The sequence below is a fragment of the Fluviicoccus sp. genome, from assembly GCF_030646115.1.
In the GTDB taxonomy this organism is placed as follows: Bacteria; Pseudomonadota; Gammaproteobacteria; order Pseudomonadales; family Moraxellaceae; genus Fluviicoccus.
In genome coordinates this window covers 90939-105452 of the sequence record NZ_JAUSMX010000002.1, presented here as the reverse complement: position 1 = coordinate 105452, position 14514 = coordinate 90939, and the positions used below count along the sequence as shown (strand labels likewise).

The following is a 14514-nucleotide window of genomic DNA, read 5'->3' as shown; positions in this document are numbered from 1 at the left end:
TCCTCAGGCTTGCAGCCGAGGGACGCCTTTTTTTTGCCTTTTTTTTGACAACCCAGAGGTATTTATCATGGTGCAGCTTCCTGAAGACCACATGACCACGTCAAACGATACACCGGCCGAGGTTGCCGCCGAGGGTCAATCCCGCCGTGATTTCCTGAGGAAATCCGTCATGGCCGCCGGAGCCGGATTACTGGGAGGGGTTTCCATGAGTCACAGCAGCACGGCCTGGGCCGCCGGCAGCGACAAGCCGGAAAAGACCGAAGTCAAGATCGGCTTCATCCCGTTGACCGACTGTGCGCCGATTGTCGTGGCCTCGGTTCTGGGCTTTGACAAGAAGTACGGCATCAAGATCACTCCCAGCAAGGAAGCCTCCTGGGCCGGTGTGCGCGACAAGCTGCTGAACGGCGAACTGGATGCCGCCCATGTGCTGTACGGCCTGGTCTACGGCGTGCAACTGGGCATCGGCGGCCCCGCCAAGGACATGGCGGTGCTGATGACGCTGAACCAGAACGGTCAGGCCATTACCTTGTCCAACCAGTTGAAAGAGCAGGGCGTTGTCGACGGCAAGTCCCTGAAGCGCATGATTGACAGCAACAAGCGCGAATACACCTTCGCCCAGACCTTTCCCACCGGTACGCACGCCATGTGGCTGTACTACTGGCTGGCCGCCTACGGCATCCATCCGATGCAGGATGTGAAGACCATCGTGGTGCCGCCACCACAAATGGTGGCCAACATGCGTATCGGCAACATGGACGGTTACTGTGTGGGCGAGCCGTGGGGTGCACGCGCCATTCACGACAACATCGGCTTCACCACCGCCACGACCCAGGACATCTGGGCCGACCACCCGGAAAAAGTGCTGGGCTGTACCCGCGCCTTTGTACAGCAATACCCCAACACCGCCCGCGCCATGCTGATGGCGGTGCTGGAAGCGGCCCGCTACATTGATGACATGAAGAACCGTTCGTCCGTGGCCAAGCTGATTGCCGACAAGTCCTACGTCAATGCACCGGAACAGGTCATCGAGCAGCGCTTCTTGGGCAACTATGACAACGGTATGGGCCGCAAGTGGAAAGACGCCCATCCGATGCAATTCTTCGACAATGGCCAGGTCACCTTCCCTTACCTGTCCGACGGCATGTGGTTCCTGACACAGCATCGCCGCTGGGGCCTGCTGAAGTCCGACCCGGATTACCTGGCAGTCGCCAAGGGCATCAACCAGATCGAACTGTATAAACAGGCAGCCTCGCAAGTCGGTGTGGCCATACCCGCCAGCCCCATGCGCACCAGCAAGCTGTTTGACGGCAAGGTTTGGGACGGCTCCAACCCCAAGGCCTACGCCTCCAGCTTCGCGATCAAGGTTTGAGAGTGACTGACAGGAGTATTGAACATGACTGCAACCCTGACTGAAACCATCAAGAAGGCGCCTGCGATGAAGAAACCGGCATTGCCCGCCATTGCCCTGAAACCGGCGGCCTTTGTACGCTGGGCTTTTCCACCGGTGCTGGGCATGGCGCTGTTCATTCTGGCCTGGGCCATGCTGTCGCAGTTCCGCCATGAACTGCCGGGGCCGTTGTCCACCTGGCACTCAGCAGTGGAACTGTTCTCCGATCCGTTCTACAACAACGGCCCCAATGACCAGGGCATCGGCTGGAACATCCTCAACTCACTGGGCCGGGTGGGGCTGGGCTTCGGCCTGGCCGCCCTGATCGGCATCCCGCTGGGCTTCCTGATCGGCCGCGTCAAGTTTCTGGGTGACATGTTTGCGCCGGTGATCTCGCTGCTGCGGCCGGTGTCGCCGCTGGCCTGGCTGCCCATCGGCCTGCTGGTGTTCCAGTCGGCCAACCCGGCCTCCATCTGGGTGATCTTCATCTCCAGCATCTGGCCCATCATCCTCAATACGGCCGCCGGTGTCTCGCAGGTGCCGCAGGACTACCTGAACGTGGCCCGCGTGTTGCGGCTTTCGGAATGGAAGGTGTTTACCAAGATCCTGTTCCCGGCGTCGCTGCCGTTCCTGCTGACCGGCATACGTCTCTCCATAGGCGTGGCCTGGCTGGTGATTGTGGCGGCGGAAATGCTGACCGGCGGCGTGGGCATCGGCTTCTGGGTATGGGACGAATGGAACAACCTCAACGTTGAACATATCATCATCGCCATCTTTGTGGTGGGCATCGTCGGCCTGCTGCTGGAACAGATGCTGATCCAGATCGCCAACCGTTTCTCTTACGACAACTAAGCGGGGAGAGCCATCATGAGCAAATACCTGAGTATTGAAAACGTCAGCATGCGCTTTCCGACCAAGAAGGGCACCTTTGAAGCCTTGAAAGAGGTCAACCTGACCGTCAGTGAAGGCGAGTTTGTCTCCCTGATCGGCCACTCCGGTTGCGGCAAGTCCACCTTGCTCAACCTGATTGCCGGGCTGACGCTGCCCAGCGAAGGCTACCTGATCTGTAACGGCCGCGAAATTTCGGGGCCGGGACCGGAGCGGGGCGTGGTCTTCCAGAACCACTCGCTGTTGCCGTGGCTAACTTGTTATGAAAACGTCTTCCTGGCCGTGGAACGGGTTTTTGGCGACAAGGAACAGAAGGTGCAATTGAATGAGCGCACCCTGAGCGCATTGAAAATGGTGGGGCTGGACCATGCCGTCCACAAGTACCCCAAGGAAATTTCCGGCGGCATGAAGCAGCGGGTGGGCATTGCCCGCGCCTTGGCCATGGAACCGAAGGTGCTGCTGCTGGACGAGCCTTTTGGCGCGCTGGACGCCCTGACCCGCGCCCACCTCCAGGATGAGCTGCTGAAAATTGTCGCCGCCACGAAAGCGACCGTGGTGATGGTAACGCATGACGTGGATGAGGCAGTGCTGCTCTCCGACCGCATCGTCATGCTCACCAACGGCCCCTCCGCCACCATTGGCGAGATTCTGGATGTCGACCTGAAGAAGCCCCGTGAACGCATGGCGCTGGCCAACGATCTGCACTATCACCAACTGCGCTCGGTGGTGCTGGACTTCCTCTACCGCAAGCATTTACGGCCCGCAGCCGCCTGATTTTTCCCTCAAACCCTTTCTTTGCTGTGACTTCCATCAGCCCCTGCGGGGGCTGGTCTGGATGAATTTTGCCTTCCATTAGGCTAATCGCGAGGTGTCATATGAACAAGTTACTGGCTATGTCCGTTATGGTGGCTTCGGCTTTTCCCTCCCTGGTGCTGGCCGAAGGGCTGGACGATGTCATGACCGCACTCAGCAGCGGCAAGTCATCGCTCGAACTACGGCTTCGCGCCGAACAGGTGGAGGACTCCGGCAAGGTTGAAACTGCCAATGCACAGAGTTTGCGCACCGTGTTGGGCTACAAGACCGGCGATTACAAGGGCGTCACCGGACTGGTTGAATTTGAAAACGTCAGTGACTTCGGTCAGGACGATTACTACGACGGCGTCACCGCCAGTGCGGTGCGCAAGAATTTCCCGGTGATTGCCGATGTGATGGTGACGCAGGTCAATCAGGCCTTTCTGGAAGGGTATGGCGTCAAGCTGGGCCGTCAAAAGCTGGTTCTGGATAACGCCCGGTTCATTGGCGATGTCGGCTGGCGCCAGAATGACCAGACCTTTGACGCCCTCAGCTATACCAACAAAGTGTTGCTGCCCGCCACCACCTTCACCCTGGCTTATGTCAACAAGGTCAATCCCATTCAGGGCATGACCATGGCCCGCAGCGTCAATGCGCCCATGGCCAATGTCCGTTACAGCAAGGTGTTTGGTAACTGGGGTGTTACCGCCTCCGGGTTCTATTATGCGGTGGAGGAAGAGGAAACCGTGGGGGCATTCAATCCGACTACGTCCTTCCAGCATACCGGGGCGCGAGTGGAAGGGTCGGTGGGTGATGCGCTGTACGAGGTGTCTTTTGCCAAGCAGGGGGATTATCAGGACGGTGTGGCGACTCTGGATGCGAATTATGTGGATATCCAGTTGGGTTACAAGTTTGGGCCGGTGACGGTGAAGGTACAGCAGGAGGTGCTGGAGCCCGGGTTCAAGACGCCGTTGGCGACGCTGCATGCCTTTAATGGTTGGGCGGACCGGTTTTTGGCGACTCCGGGCAAGGGGTTGGAAGATACCAATCTGAAGTTGCTGGCGAAGTATTGGGGTTTGAATTTTGTGGTGGCGGCGCACAGTTTCAAGTCGAATGACGGGGGGCTGGATTTTGGTCAGGAGTTGAATTTTTCGGTGATGAAGCCGGTGAATCGCAATTTGTCGTTGTTGCTGAAGTTTGCGGATTATCAGTCTGATGATACGGCGTTGACTTTGGCGGGGACAACGAAGAATACGGATTTGAAGAAGACCTGGCTGCAGATGGCTTACAAGTTTTAAGCTTCACTGATTAAAATAATAATTAAAACAATAAGATAACACAGCGTTGTCCGTGAGGAATGCCGTCGCAAGACGGCTTTTTTATTCAAAAACCCAATGCTGTTCTAAGCCTGCAGAAGCTGGCTACCGCCCAAAACCTGCTAGAATCCGCCAACTTCCAGACAAGACATCGAACACAATGAGCAAGTGGCGAATGGCCATGGGCGGCCTGATAACCCTGCTGCTGAGCGGTTGCCAGTCCGCCGCATACTTCGGTCATCTGGGCAAGGGGCAATGGCAAATGCTCAGCCAGCGCCAATCCGTCAGCAAGCTGCTGGCCAATCCCCATACCCCGCCCAAACTCAACGAACGCCTGATGGCGTTGCAGGAAATCCGGACCTTCGCCGCCAGCCTCGGCCTTCCCGCCGACAAGCAATTCGACACCTATGTCGATATCCGCCGACCCTATGCCCTGTGGTCCGTGGCGGCCACGCCCGAACTTTCCCTGCAAGCCAAAAGCTGGTGCTACTGGGTTGTCGGCTGCCTGGCCTACCGTAACTATTTTAACGAGAGCCTCGCCAACGACTTTGCCGCGCAACTGCAAGCGCAGGGCTATGACACGCATATCGGCAAGGTCGCGGCCTATTCCACCCTCGGCTGGTTCCGCGATTCACTGCTCAGCAGCCAGCTGGAGCGGCGGGCGCCCGATCTGGCCGAGCTAGTGTTTCATGAACTGGCGCATCAGGTGGTGTACGCCAAGGACGACCCGGTATTCAACGAAAGTTTCGCCGAAGTGGTGGCGCATGAATCGCTGCGCCGGTATCTGGTCGGTCGCCCCGACGACCTTGACGCTGTCCTGAAACGGTTGGAGCGGCAGCACCAGTTTGCCGAAATGGTGCAACAATACCGGCAGCAACTGAACGCACTTTACCAGTCATCGCTTTCCGCAGAACAGAAACGCAGCGGCAAGCAGCAAACACTGGACAGCCTGCGCCATGCGTATCAACAGCTCAAGACCAGCCAATGGTCGGGCTTTGCCGGGTATGATGGCTGGTTTGCCGGGGTGAACAACGCCCGCATCAACAGCGTCTCGGTGTATCACGACCTGGTGCCGGCGCTGGATGCCTTGCTGGCTTCAACCGGCAACGACTTGCCTGCTTTTTTTGCCAAGTGCAAGGCCATGGAGAAACTACCCAAGGCCGAGCGCTACCGTATCCTGAACTATTCCCGCTCACAGGTGGAATTACTGCATGATTGAACTGGCCGCCTTTGCCGAGCACCGAGTTGCCCTGGCCTTCAGCGATTACCTCAGCAGTCTGGGCATTCCCAATCGGGTGGAGGTTGAAACCGATCGCTTTGCCATTTTCCTGAACCACGACAGCGATGCCGAAAGAGCCCGGCTGGAGCTGGAAGAGTTCATGGATAATCCGGAAGACAACAAGTACTGGCAGTCCTCCTGGCAAAGCGGGCGGGTGGTGCAACAACCGGTCAACCGTCGGAAGGGCGGTGCCGCCGGCGTTTTGAAAGGATTATGGGCGCGCGGCGGGATATTGACGCTGGTGGTCACGGTAGCCTGCATCGGGGTTTTCCTCGTGTTCAGCGCCAATCCGCAACAGGTGTTTGAAGCCTTGCGTTTTCCGGATGCCCCCGCACAGTCAATGTCTGAAGGTTGGCGCTTCCTGACGCCGGTTTTCATCCATTTCAATCTGGTGCACCTGCTTTTCAACCTGCTGTGGTGGTGGGACTTGGGCGGGCTGGTTGAGCGCACGCAGTCACGCCTGCAATTGCTGGGGGTTTTTCTGGTGACGGCGCTGGTCAGTAATTTCTGGCAGTTCCGGGAAAGCGGCAGCGGTTTTGGCGGCTTGTCAGCGGTGGTTTACGGTTTGCTGGGCTACATCTGGATTTATCCTCTGGTGAACCCTCGTATCGGCTTCCGCCTGCGCAAGGAAATCGTGATCTTCATGGTGGGCTGGCTGCTGCTGGGTTATACCGGACTGCTGGACAATGTGCTGGGCAAAATGGCGAATGCCGCCCATGCCTCGGGTCTGGTGGTGGGGATGTTGCTGGGCGTGTTATTCGGACTATTGCATCGTCTGTCCGCAAAGGCGGACTAGCGGCGGGCGGTATTTCTGGTATGATACCGCCCCTGTTGCGGGTGTGGCGAAATTGGTAGACGCACCAGATTTAGGTTCTGGCGGGGAGACCCGTGTAGGTTCAAGTCCTATCACCCGCACCAACTCCGTTTTCTCCGCCATGCCCTCAAGCCGGTCTGGCGCGAGTCTGCGCCAGCCACCTGAGCGAGGCGTGTTTATTACTTCCCCTCCAGCCTGAAAAACCGTCTGATCCCGTCCAGAATCTTGGCCTGATGCTGCTCATGGCCGCTGGAATCCTGTTTTACCGCCACCAACTGCACGCTGCGCTCAGCCAGAATCCGGGCAAATTCCTCCGCCAGTTCCGGGCGCGTATGCATGATCAATTCAAAACTCGGCTTGTCGATTCGATAGCACTCCACATCCGAGCGCGCAATCACCGTCGCCCGACGTGGTTCACCGGTCATCAGGCCCATTTCGCCGAAAACCCGGCCGGAGGGCAGGGTGGTCAGGAACCGGCGCTCATGCTCGTTCACTTCGTACCAGATATCCACTTCCCCGTTCACCAGCACATACAACCAGTGCGCCACCGCCCCTTGCCGCGTAATCACATCGCCCTTGGCAAACGGCGCCCAAGTCAAGGTATGCGCCAAATGCTGCAACTCCTCATCAGACAGGCTGGAAAACAACTCCATGCCGCGCAGGGTGCGTACCCGCACGGCAGCTTCGGCATCGCGGCGACGGTTATCATTTTCCAGTGACTGCGCGGTCATCGTCACATCCATCACCGGCGAGGCCAGCCCGTAGCCATGACGGCACAACGCCGCAAACACATGCACACGGATGGCGGAGTCTGTGGGATCATCCACCTGGGCATCCGTCAGCCAGTATCGCACCGCATAGACCGCCAAGCCGTCCTTGAAGTCCATCAGGACGCAATTAGGCTTGGGATTGCGGCTGACCAACGGAATCTCGGCTTCGTCCAGCGACTTCTCCACGGCATCAATCACCCGTTGCGGCGATACCCGGTTACTGAGGCTGAACCACACCCAGCGCCGCCACTGCGGCACATCGGTACTGCTGAGAATAATCACCTTGGCCTTCATCAACAAACTGTTGGGCAGCACTACGATCTCCCCGTTACGGGTGCGCACCGCTGTATGCCGCCAGTGAACCTCCACCACCTGGCCACTGACATCATCCACTTTGATCCAGTCGCCAATGGTCAGCGAGTCATCCAGCTGCAGCGCCAGACCGCCCAGGATGTTGCCCAGCGTTTCCTGCATCGAGAAAGCGATGATCCCGGTAATCACCGCCGATGTCGTCACCAGCCCGGAAAGGTTAACGCCGGCCTGGCTCAGGCGCACCATGCCCCAAGCGATATAGGCCAGCACCAGGAAAATATCTTCGAGGATGCGCGGCGGGGTTACCCGCAGCAGCGGCATGAACACCCGGAACAACGCCAGTCCGGTCACCCGCAAGGTCAGTACGCCCACCAGGATGACGGTAATCTCATCCAGAACGCGCGCCGCCAGCGCCAGATCCAGAAAGCGGCAGACGCCGCCGGCCACGGCCAGCAACAAGCTGATCAGCGCCATGATCAGCGAGTTGCGCACAATGGACAGGCCTTCCGACCGGAACCGCGCCAGAATGCCCAGTGACAGGGCAATCAGCAGCAAGGCGTTCAGGTATTCGTGATGCCAGGACGCCATCAGGGCCGACATCAGCGAATCGGGAATCAGGTTGGTCATATCGGAAAGCCGTTCAGAGTCAGGAGTTGACTGACATTAAAGCAAACCTTGCACGAGTGCTCAAAGATAAAGCCGTTTTTATCATGCCGTTGGGCTATATTTAGGGCACATAATTCCCCCCGGTCCGCCCGGCATAACAACAAGGAGAGCCTCATGATCACCACGACCGAAGCCTGGTTGCAGCAGACCCGACAAGCCTGTCTGGACGCTTGCTCGGCGGCGGGAGGCGAGGTTTTCCGCCAGTTCGGGGAACATGGGGTGCGGGCCTTGCTGCCCGATGAACTGCGGCGATACACCCCGCACTCATTGAGCGCCTGCCTGCTGGATTTCTGGCGGTTTGCGGAGGAAGCTCGGCAAGACATTGAAGTGCGCGTTTTCAACCCCGATGTAGTGAAGGAGGGATGGCGCGCGGACGGAACCGTGGTGGAAGTCTGCGCCCGGGAAATGCCTTTCCTGCTGAACACATTGCGAATTATCCTCAACCGCAGTGATTGCGAAATCCTGACATTGATGGATTTGAACCTGCCGCTGCGCCGCGACCGGGGGCTGCGTATCCAGGGCATTCCTTCTCCGCTGGAGGCGCAGGCCTCGGAATACCGCACCCTCATTCATATCGAGCTGGCCGGGCTCTACGAAGGACCGGCGCTGACAGCGCTGGATGCGGACATCCGCAATGCCTTGGGCATGCTGCACAGTGTCGTCACTGATTATCCGCGCATGCAGACACTGTGCCGGCAGATTGGGCAAAACCTGATTGAAAACCTGCCCAGAGGCAGTGACGAAGCGGTCAATCGCATGGAAAGCCATGCGTTCCTGCAATGGCTGGCGCGCAGTCACTTCACCTTTCTGGCCATGCTTTACCAGAAGCCCGACGGCGAAATTGAAAAGTGCGGTTTGGCGTCATGGCCGGGCATGGAGCCGGACTGGCTGACTGAACAACCGGTTCCCGAAGAGCATCCCGGCATTTTTTTCGCCAAGTCCCTCAGCCGCTCGCCCATCCACCATGACCGCCAAGCCGATATCATCATCATCCCCACCCCGGACGGCAGCGTTTACCGCATCATGGGCCTCTACACCAGCCGTGTGCAGCAGCATGATCCCATGACCATGCCGGTGCTGCGCCAGAAACTGTCGGGGCTGGATATCGTTTCCGGACTGCGCAAGCTGAGCCATGAGGGCCGCAACTTCGACCGCCTGCTGCGCACCCACCCCCGTGACGAACTATTGCTCGCCAGCGAATCTGATTTGCTGGAAGCCTTTCTGCCCATGGTCAAGCAGAAGTACGGTAATGAATTGCGCTTCATCTGGCGTCTGGACCCCTGGAAGCGTTTTGTCTCGGTATTCATCTACCTGCCCAAGCCGGTTTTCAACGAAGCCTTCGTCAGCCGCACCGCCGAGTTCCTGCAGGCCCGTTTTAACGCTACCGATGTCGAAGTGACTCCGTTTGTGTCCGAGCACCGCTGGATCCGGCTGCACCTGTTGCTGGTATTTGCGCATTTGTCACCGCCAGCCATCAATGTGGATGAAACGGAAGCCGTGCTCAAGCGCTTGGCCCGCACTTGGGACGATGAATTATTGACCGCACTGATTGCCAAGTATCCGCCCGTGTTGGCCAACCAGCTTTTTCGGCGCTACCAGACGGTCTTTCCCGACAACTACAAAGACCACTACCGCGCCCTGGATGCCGCCGTGGATATCGGCTGGCTGGAAACACAGCGTCCGGACGCCCCCCTGGCGGTTGAAGTCATTCCGGCAGAGGGCCGGTGCGCACGGTTCAAGCTGCTGAACTGGCACCAGCAATTGTCGCTGTCGCGTGTCATGCCCATTCTGGAAAGTTTCGGCCTGAAGGTGCTGAACGAAAACACCTATGGCTTGCTGCTTCAGGACAGCTGCCTGTGGCTGCATGATTTCCGTACGGAATTGCCGGAAAGCCTGGCCAAGGAGTCCCAGGTGCAATCCTTGTCCTGTGTGCGTGAAGCGATGCAGGTGCTGTGGAGGGGCGAGGCGGAAGCCGATGTTTTCAACCGCATGGTCACCCTGCTTCCCTGTCGCTGGCGGGAAGCCAACCTGTTCCGGGCGCTGTCCGCCTGGTTGAAGCAATCCGGGTTTCCGTTGTCTGCGCAGGCCCAGGCAGATGCCCTGACCCGCTATCCCGGTGTGGGGCGGCTGTTACTGGATCTGTTTCACGCCCGCTTTGATCCGGCCCTGAACGGCGAGCGCCAACGCAGGCAGCAGGACGTTGCCGCCGCCCTGGACAAGGCGCTGAGCCTGGTGGCGGGTCAATCGGATGACCGGATTCTGCAGCAATTCCGGACACTTATTCAGGCCATGCAACGCACCTCGTTTTACCGTCAGGACAGCATTCGCCACAACCGCCTCAGCTTCAAGCTGGCCAGCCGTGAAATCCCCGAGTTGCCCGAGCCACGGCCCTGGCGTGAAATATTTGTGCATGCGCCGGAGGTTTCCGGAGTCCACCTGCGCTTTGGGCCGGTGGCGCGCGGCGGCTTGCGCTGGTCGGAACGACCCGAGGATTTCCGCACGGAAGTACTGGGACTGGTCAAAGCCCAGCAAGTGAAAAATGCCGTGATTGTTCCGGTGGGCTCCAAGGGCGGGTTTGTGGTTAGGGAGAACTGTCCGGGTGAGACTCGTCAGGAACGCGGCCTCAATGCCTACCGGATATTCATCCGGGGCCTGCTGGACCTGACCGACAACCGGGTAGACGACCGATTGGTTCCGCCCTCAGGTGTCGTTGCCATGGACCCCGACGACGCCTATCTGGTGGTGGCCGCGGACAAGGGAACGGCCTCGTTTTCCGACACGGCCAATGCGCTTTCGGCTGAATATAATTTCTGGCTGGGCGACGCTTTTGCATCCGGCGGCAGCAACGGTTATGACCACAAGGAACTGGGCATTACCGCTCGCGGCGCCTTTGTCGCCCTGACGGCGCTGGCCAGGGAGTGCGGCTTCAATCCGCTGACAGACAGTTTCAGCATGTGCGGCATCGGCAGTATGTCAGGGGATGTGTTCGGCAATGGATTGCAGCTATCTCGAACCGTGAAATTGAAAGCTGCCTTCAGTCACAGCCATATCTTCCTCGACCCCGATCCCGAACCGGAAATTGCCTGGGAAGAACGGCAGCGGTTGTTCACCGGCCGTCAGGGCAGCTGGGAATTTTATAACCCTGAATGCATTTCCGCCGGAGGCGGGGTGTTTTCACGGCAAAACCGTCAGATTCCGTTATCGCCCCAAGTCCGCCAGATGCTGGATTTGTCTGCGGACACCGCCACCCCGGATGAAGTGGTTCGCGCCATGCTCGCCATGCGTGTGGATGTGCTCTGGAATGGTGGTATCGGCACTTACATCAAGTCCTCTGAGGAGACCCATGCCCAGGCAGGCGACCGCAGCAATGACACGGTGCGCATTGACGCCGGGCAGCTTTGCGCCCGAATCGTTTGTGAAGGCGGAAATCTGGGCCTGACCCAGCGCGCCCGCATTGAATATGCCCTGAAGGGTGGACGTTGCCACACCGATGCCATCGACAATTCCGGCGGCGTCGACTGCTCGGACCATGAAGTCAATCTCAAGATCTTCCTGCATCGTGAAATCCGCGCCGCACGGCTGACGCCGGACGAAGCCTCCGCCTGGCTGCATGAATGGGAACAGGAAGTCTCGGCGGCGGTGCTGGCCAACAACCACGGACAGGTGCGTTGCCTGGGCATTGCCGCCCATGATGCCGAACACCGTCACCGTGAATATGGCAATCTGGCTGAATTCCTGGAGGAACGGGCAGGGCTGGATCGCAAACTGGAATTCCTGCCTGACCATCGCGGCTGGGAGGAACGTGCACGAAACCGCCAACCCCTGACCCGTCCCGAGCTGGCCGTCTTGATGGCCTATACCAAGAACTGGCTGAAATCGTCACTGGCCAGTGCGGAATTGGGCGCTGACAGTTTGTTGACCGCCGAACTGGACGGCGCGTTCCCTGAGGCGGCCGTCCGCCGCTTTGGCGGTCGCCTGCGGGAGCACCCGCTGGCCCTGGCGCTGGCCGCGACCCGCCTCGCCGGCCAGTTGACCGAACGACTGGGCATGGGGGCGCTGGCGCGCCTGCTGCGCAAGCCCGGTGTTACCGGAGTCCGCATCGCCCAAGCCTGGGTCACCGCCAAACAAATCCTGGATCTGGACGACCTGTGGCTGCAACTGGAAGCTATGTCGGCGCAACTGCCGCCGGCAACGGTGACGGGGCAGTTTTCGATGCTGCAAAAAGTGACCCGCCGCACCTGTGACTGGTTACTGGACGCCCAGGGGGATCAACCCTGTTTTCGCCGCATTGCCAGCTTCGCCATCCTCGGCGACTTGCTGAACCACGTCCCGGATCATTTCAACCGCCAGCGCCGCGAAGACTGGTTGAAGTTGCGCCAGACCCTGACAGGGCAGGGCTTTCCGGAAGCCTTGGCAGGCCGTTTGTCTGCACTGGATCAGATAGTGCATATGCTGGACATCTGCCGGCTGGCGCGGGAACGCGATGTTCCGGTACAGGTGGCGGCTCACTTTTATGTGTCCCTGGAAGAGCAACTGGGTTTGGCGCAGGTACAACGTGCCTTGCAGGCGCTGCCCGTGGCCAGCCATTGGGAGTCTCAGGCCCGTGACGCCATGCGCTCCGCATTTCAACAGCAAATGGCGCGCCTGACCGCCCATACTTTGGGGCAATGGCAACCTACCGGCGAAGACGCCCAGGACTGGATCAGTCAATGGTTAGGATTGCATATCAAGACGCTGAAGGAATGGGAGCTTTTCCACCAGCGCCTGAACGATCATGAGCTGGGCAGCTATGCCGCCTTCATGGTGGTGCAATCCCGCCTTGAAATCCTGATGAGTGAATTGGTGCGTTTCTGACAACCCCGGCATACCGGCTTGACAAGCAGGTCTGGAAAGCGTGCAATCCATGAATGAACATTCATTCATGGATTGCCACGATCATCATGACTTCACCTGCAACACACTTGCCCGCCAAACAACAGCTGAAACAGGACGCCATTCTCAAAGCAGCCCTGACGCTGTTTACGCAGCGGGGTTTTCACGGCACGGCGGTGCCCGATGTCGCCAAACTGGCCGACGTCGGAACCGGCACCATTTACCGCTATTTCGACAGCAAGGAAGCGTTGGTGAATTCCGTCTTCCAGCGCGCCAAAACCTTGCTTCGCGACACCCTCAGGGTCGACAGTTTCGATGTCAGCCTGCCGCCACGGGACCTGTTTCACCTGTTCTGGCAGCGCCTGGTGCAATTTGCCGACAGTTATCCCCTGGAGTTCCGGTTTCTGGAATTGCAGGATCATGCACCGTACCTGGATGACATCAGCCGCCAGATTGAATTGCAGGTATTGCTGCCCGTGTGGCAATTCTGCCTGGATGCGCGAAAGAAAGGCACGGCCCGGCACATGGAACCTGGCGCATTGATGGCCTTGATCTGGGGGGCGTTTGTCGGATTGCGCAAAGCGGCCTATACCGGCTACCTGACACTGGATGTTGAGGTGATGGAGAAAGCAGAGGAGGCCTGCTGGGCCATGTTTACCGGCTAGTCTGTCACTGCAGTCGGTGGGCAGGGAAGGATAAAGCGAGGAACAGTCCGGGAGATACAGGCCGAAATCTTGTCCGGCCCGTCATCGGTCACTCGGCGGATTTCTGGACCGCGTCTTCCAGAATATGCACGAAATCCACGGATACCGGGTTTTCCCGCACCAGGTCCAGCAGGGTCTTGCCGTTCTCATTGAGGGCGTTGATGTTGCGTCCGTCCTCCAGGAACAGGGCGATGAACCGCTCGAAATCATAAGCGCGCATGTGCTTGTAAGCTGTGTGCAGCACATGGAAATCCGCCGAAACACCGGCAGGAGGCTGGCGGTCCAGATAGCCGCGCACGCGGTCGTCATTCCAGTCTTCGCCGAAACGGGCGGGTTGTGACAAAGCCATGTAAGAGTTTCCAGAAAGAAATATGCAGGGAGTTTGCGTGAAGCAGCCTTGGCCCGTCAGGAATGACGGGCCTGAAACAGTCAGGACTTCGATGGGGCGCTGCTTTCTTCAGGCAAGGTAATGTCCATTTCCAGAACCTCCATGCCATCCTTCTTTTGCAGGCTGATTTCCACCGAACTGTCGGCGACCTGAACATACTTGCGGACTACCGCGAGGATTTCCTCACGCAGCTTGGGCAAATAAGCCGCTCCATTGCCATCACGGCCAGGGCGGTCGGTGGCAACCAGCACCATCAAGCGATTCTTGGCGGTGGATGCCGTGCTCTTCTTTTCTGTGCCGAAGATCTTTTCGTACCAAGCCATGAC

The 14514-nt window shown here is 58.8% G+C and carries 11 protein-coding genes and 1 tRNA gene; 9 read left to right on the top strand and 3 right to left on the bottom strand.

Annotation, left to right across the window (positions count from 1 at the left end; translation table 11 throughout):
- Window positions 1–67: 67 nt before the first annotated feature.
- From Q7T36_RS00540 to Q7T36_RS00510, 7 genes are all read left to right on the top strand, one after another.
- Window positions 68–1369 (top strand): CmpA/NrtA family ABC transporter substrate-binding protein, encoded by a 1302-nt coding sequence (locus Q7T36_RS00540; protein ID WP_304842876.1) that lies wholly within the window; start codon window positions 68–70, stop codon window positions 1367–1369.
- 24 nt (window positions 1370–1393) lie between these two features.
- On the top strand, window positions 1394–2239 hold the full coding sequence (gene ntrB / locus Q7T36_RS00535) for a nitrate ABC transporter permease (RefSeq protein WP_304842874.1): 846 nt from the start codon (window positions 1394–1396) through the stop codon (window positions 2237–2239).
- A 15-nt stretch (window positions 2240–2254) separates the two neighbouring features.
- Window positions 2255–3049: an ABC transporter ATP-binding protein gene (locus Q7T36_RS00530; RefSeq protein ID WP_304842872.1), complete on the top strand. Its 795-nt coding sequence runs from the start codon at window positions 2255–2257 to the stop codon at window positions 3047–3049.
- Window positions 3050–3150: 101 nt separating this feature from the next.
- Window positions 3151–4365, top strand: coding sequence for an alginate export family protein (locus tag Q7T36_RS00525; RefSeq protein ID WP_304842869.1), 1215 nt, complete (start codon window positions 3151–3153; stop codon window positions 4363–4365).
- Between the two features lie 178 nt (window positions 4366–4543).
- Window positions 4544–5602: an aminopeptidase gene (locus Q7T36_RS00520; RefSeq protein WP_304842867.1), complete on the top strand. Its 1059-nt coding sequence runs from the start codon at window positions 4544–4546 to the stop codon at window positions 5600–5602.
- Window positions 5595–6458, top strand: a complete 864-nt coding sequence (glpG, locus tag Q7T36_RS00515) for a rhomboid family intramembrane serine protease GlpG (protein ID WP_304842865.1) — start codon at window positions 5595–5597, stop codon at window positions 6456–6458. The genes Q7T36_RS00520 and glpG overlap by 8 nt, the downstream gene beginning before the upstream one ends.
- Before the next feature lie 37 nt (window positions 6459–6495).
- Window positions 6496–6580, top strand: a tRNA-Leu gene (locus Q7T36_RS00510).
- A gap of 75 nt (window positions 6581–6655) precedes the next feature.
- Here the strand turns inward: Q7T36_RS00510 and Q7T36_RS00505 are convergent.
- Window positions 6656–8185: a mechanosensitive ion channel family protein gene (locus tag Q7T36_RS00505; RefSeq protein ID WP_304842863.1), complete on the bottom strand. Its 1530-nt coding sequence runs from the start codon at window positions 8183–8185 to the stop codon at window positions 6656–6658.
- A 153-nt stretch (window positions 8186–8338) separates the two neighbouring features.
- Between Q7T36_RS00505 and Q7T36_RS00500 the strand changes: the two genes are divergently transcribed.
- Both Q7T36_RS00500 and Q7T36_RS00495 read left to right on the top strand, forming a co-directional pair.
- A complete protein-coding gene (locus tag Q7T36_RS00500; protein WP_304842861.1) occupies window positions 8339–13078 on the top strand; it encodes an NAD-glutamate dehydrogenase domain-containing protein in 4740 nt (1579 codons plus the stop codon).
- 53 nt (window positions 13079–13131) lie between these two features.
- Entirely contained in the window at window positions 13132–13761 is a 630-nt protein-coding gene (locus Q7T36_RS00495) for a TetR/AcrR family transcriptional regulator (RefSeq protein ID WP_304842859.1), read from the top strand.
- Window positions 13762–13849: 88 nt separating this feature from the next.
- On the opposite strand, the gene Q7T36_RS00490 is transcribed toward Q7T36_RS00495, so the two are convergent.
- Complete coding sequence (locus Q7T36_RS00490; RefSeq protein ID WP_304842857.1) at window positions 13850–14149, bottom strand: PA4642 family protein; 300 nt, start codon at window positions 14147–14149, stop codon at window positions 13850–13852.
- An 80-nt stretch (window positions 14150–14229) separates the two neighbouring features.
- Window positions 14230–14511: a cell division topological specificity factor MinE gene (gene minE / locus Q7T36_RS00485; protein WP_304842855.1), complete on the bottom strand. Its 282-nt coding sequence runs from the start codon at window positions 14509–14511 to the stop codon at window positions 14230–14232.
- Window positions 14512–14514 lie beyond the last annotated feature (3 nt).

Bases quoted from the DNA above. Each gene is read 5' to 3' on its own strand.
- Q7T36_RS00520 (WP_304842867.1), top strand. From the start codon at position 4,544: ATGAGCAAGTGGCGAATGGCCATGGGCGGCCTGATAACCCTGCTGCTG.
- Q7T36_RS00540 (WP_304842876.1), top strand. From the start codon at position 68: ATGGTGCAGCTTCCTGAAGACCACATGACCACGTCAAACGATACACCG.
- minE (WP_304842855.1), bottom strand. From the start codon at position 14,511: ATGGCTTGGTACGAAAAGATCTTCGGCACAGAAAAGAAGAGCACGGCA.
- glpG (WP_304842865.1), top strand. From the start codon at position 5,595: ATGATTGAACTGGCCGCCTTTGCCGAGCACCGAGTTGCCCTGGCCTTC.
- Q7T36_RS00490 (WP_304842857.1), bottom strand. From the start codon at position 14,149: ATGGCTTTGTCACAACCCGCCCGTTTCGGCGAAGACTGGAATGACGAC.
- Q7T36_RS00505 (WP_304842863.1), bottom strand. From the start codon at position 8,185: ATGACCAACCTGATTCCCGATTCGCTGATGTCGGCCCTGATGGCGTCC.
- Q7T36_RS00525 (WP_304842869.1), top strand. From the start codon at position 3,151: ATGAACAAGTTACTGGCTATGTCCGTTATGGTGGCTTCGGCTTTTCCC.
- Q7T36_RS00530 (WP_304842872.1), top strand. From the start codon at position 2,255: ATGAGCAAATACCTGAGTATTGAAAACGTCAGCATGCGCTTTCCGACC.
- Q7T36_RS00500 (WP_304842861.1), top strand. From the start codon at position 8,339: ATGATCACCACGACCGAAGCCTGGTTGCAGCAGACCCGACAAGCCTGT.
- Q7T36_RS00495 (WP_304842859.1), top strand. From the start codon at position 13,132: ATGAACATTCATTCATGGATTGCCACGATCATCATGACTTCACCTGCA.
- ntrB (WP_304842874.1), top strand. From the start codon at position 1,394: ATGACTGCAACCCTGACTGAAACCATCAAGAAGGCGCCTGCGATGAAG.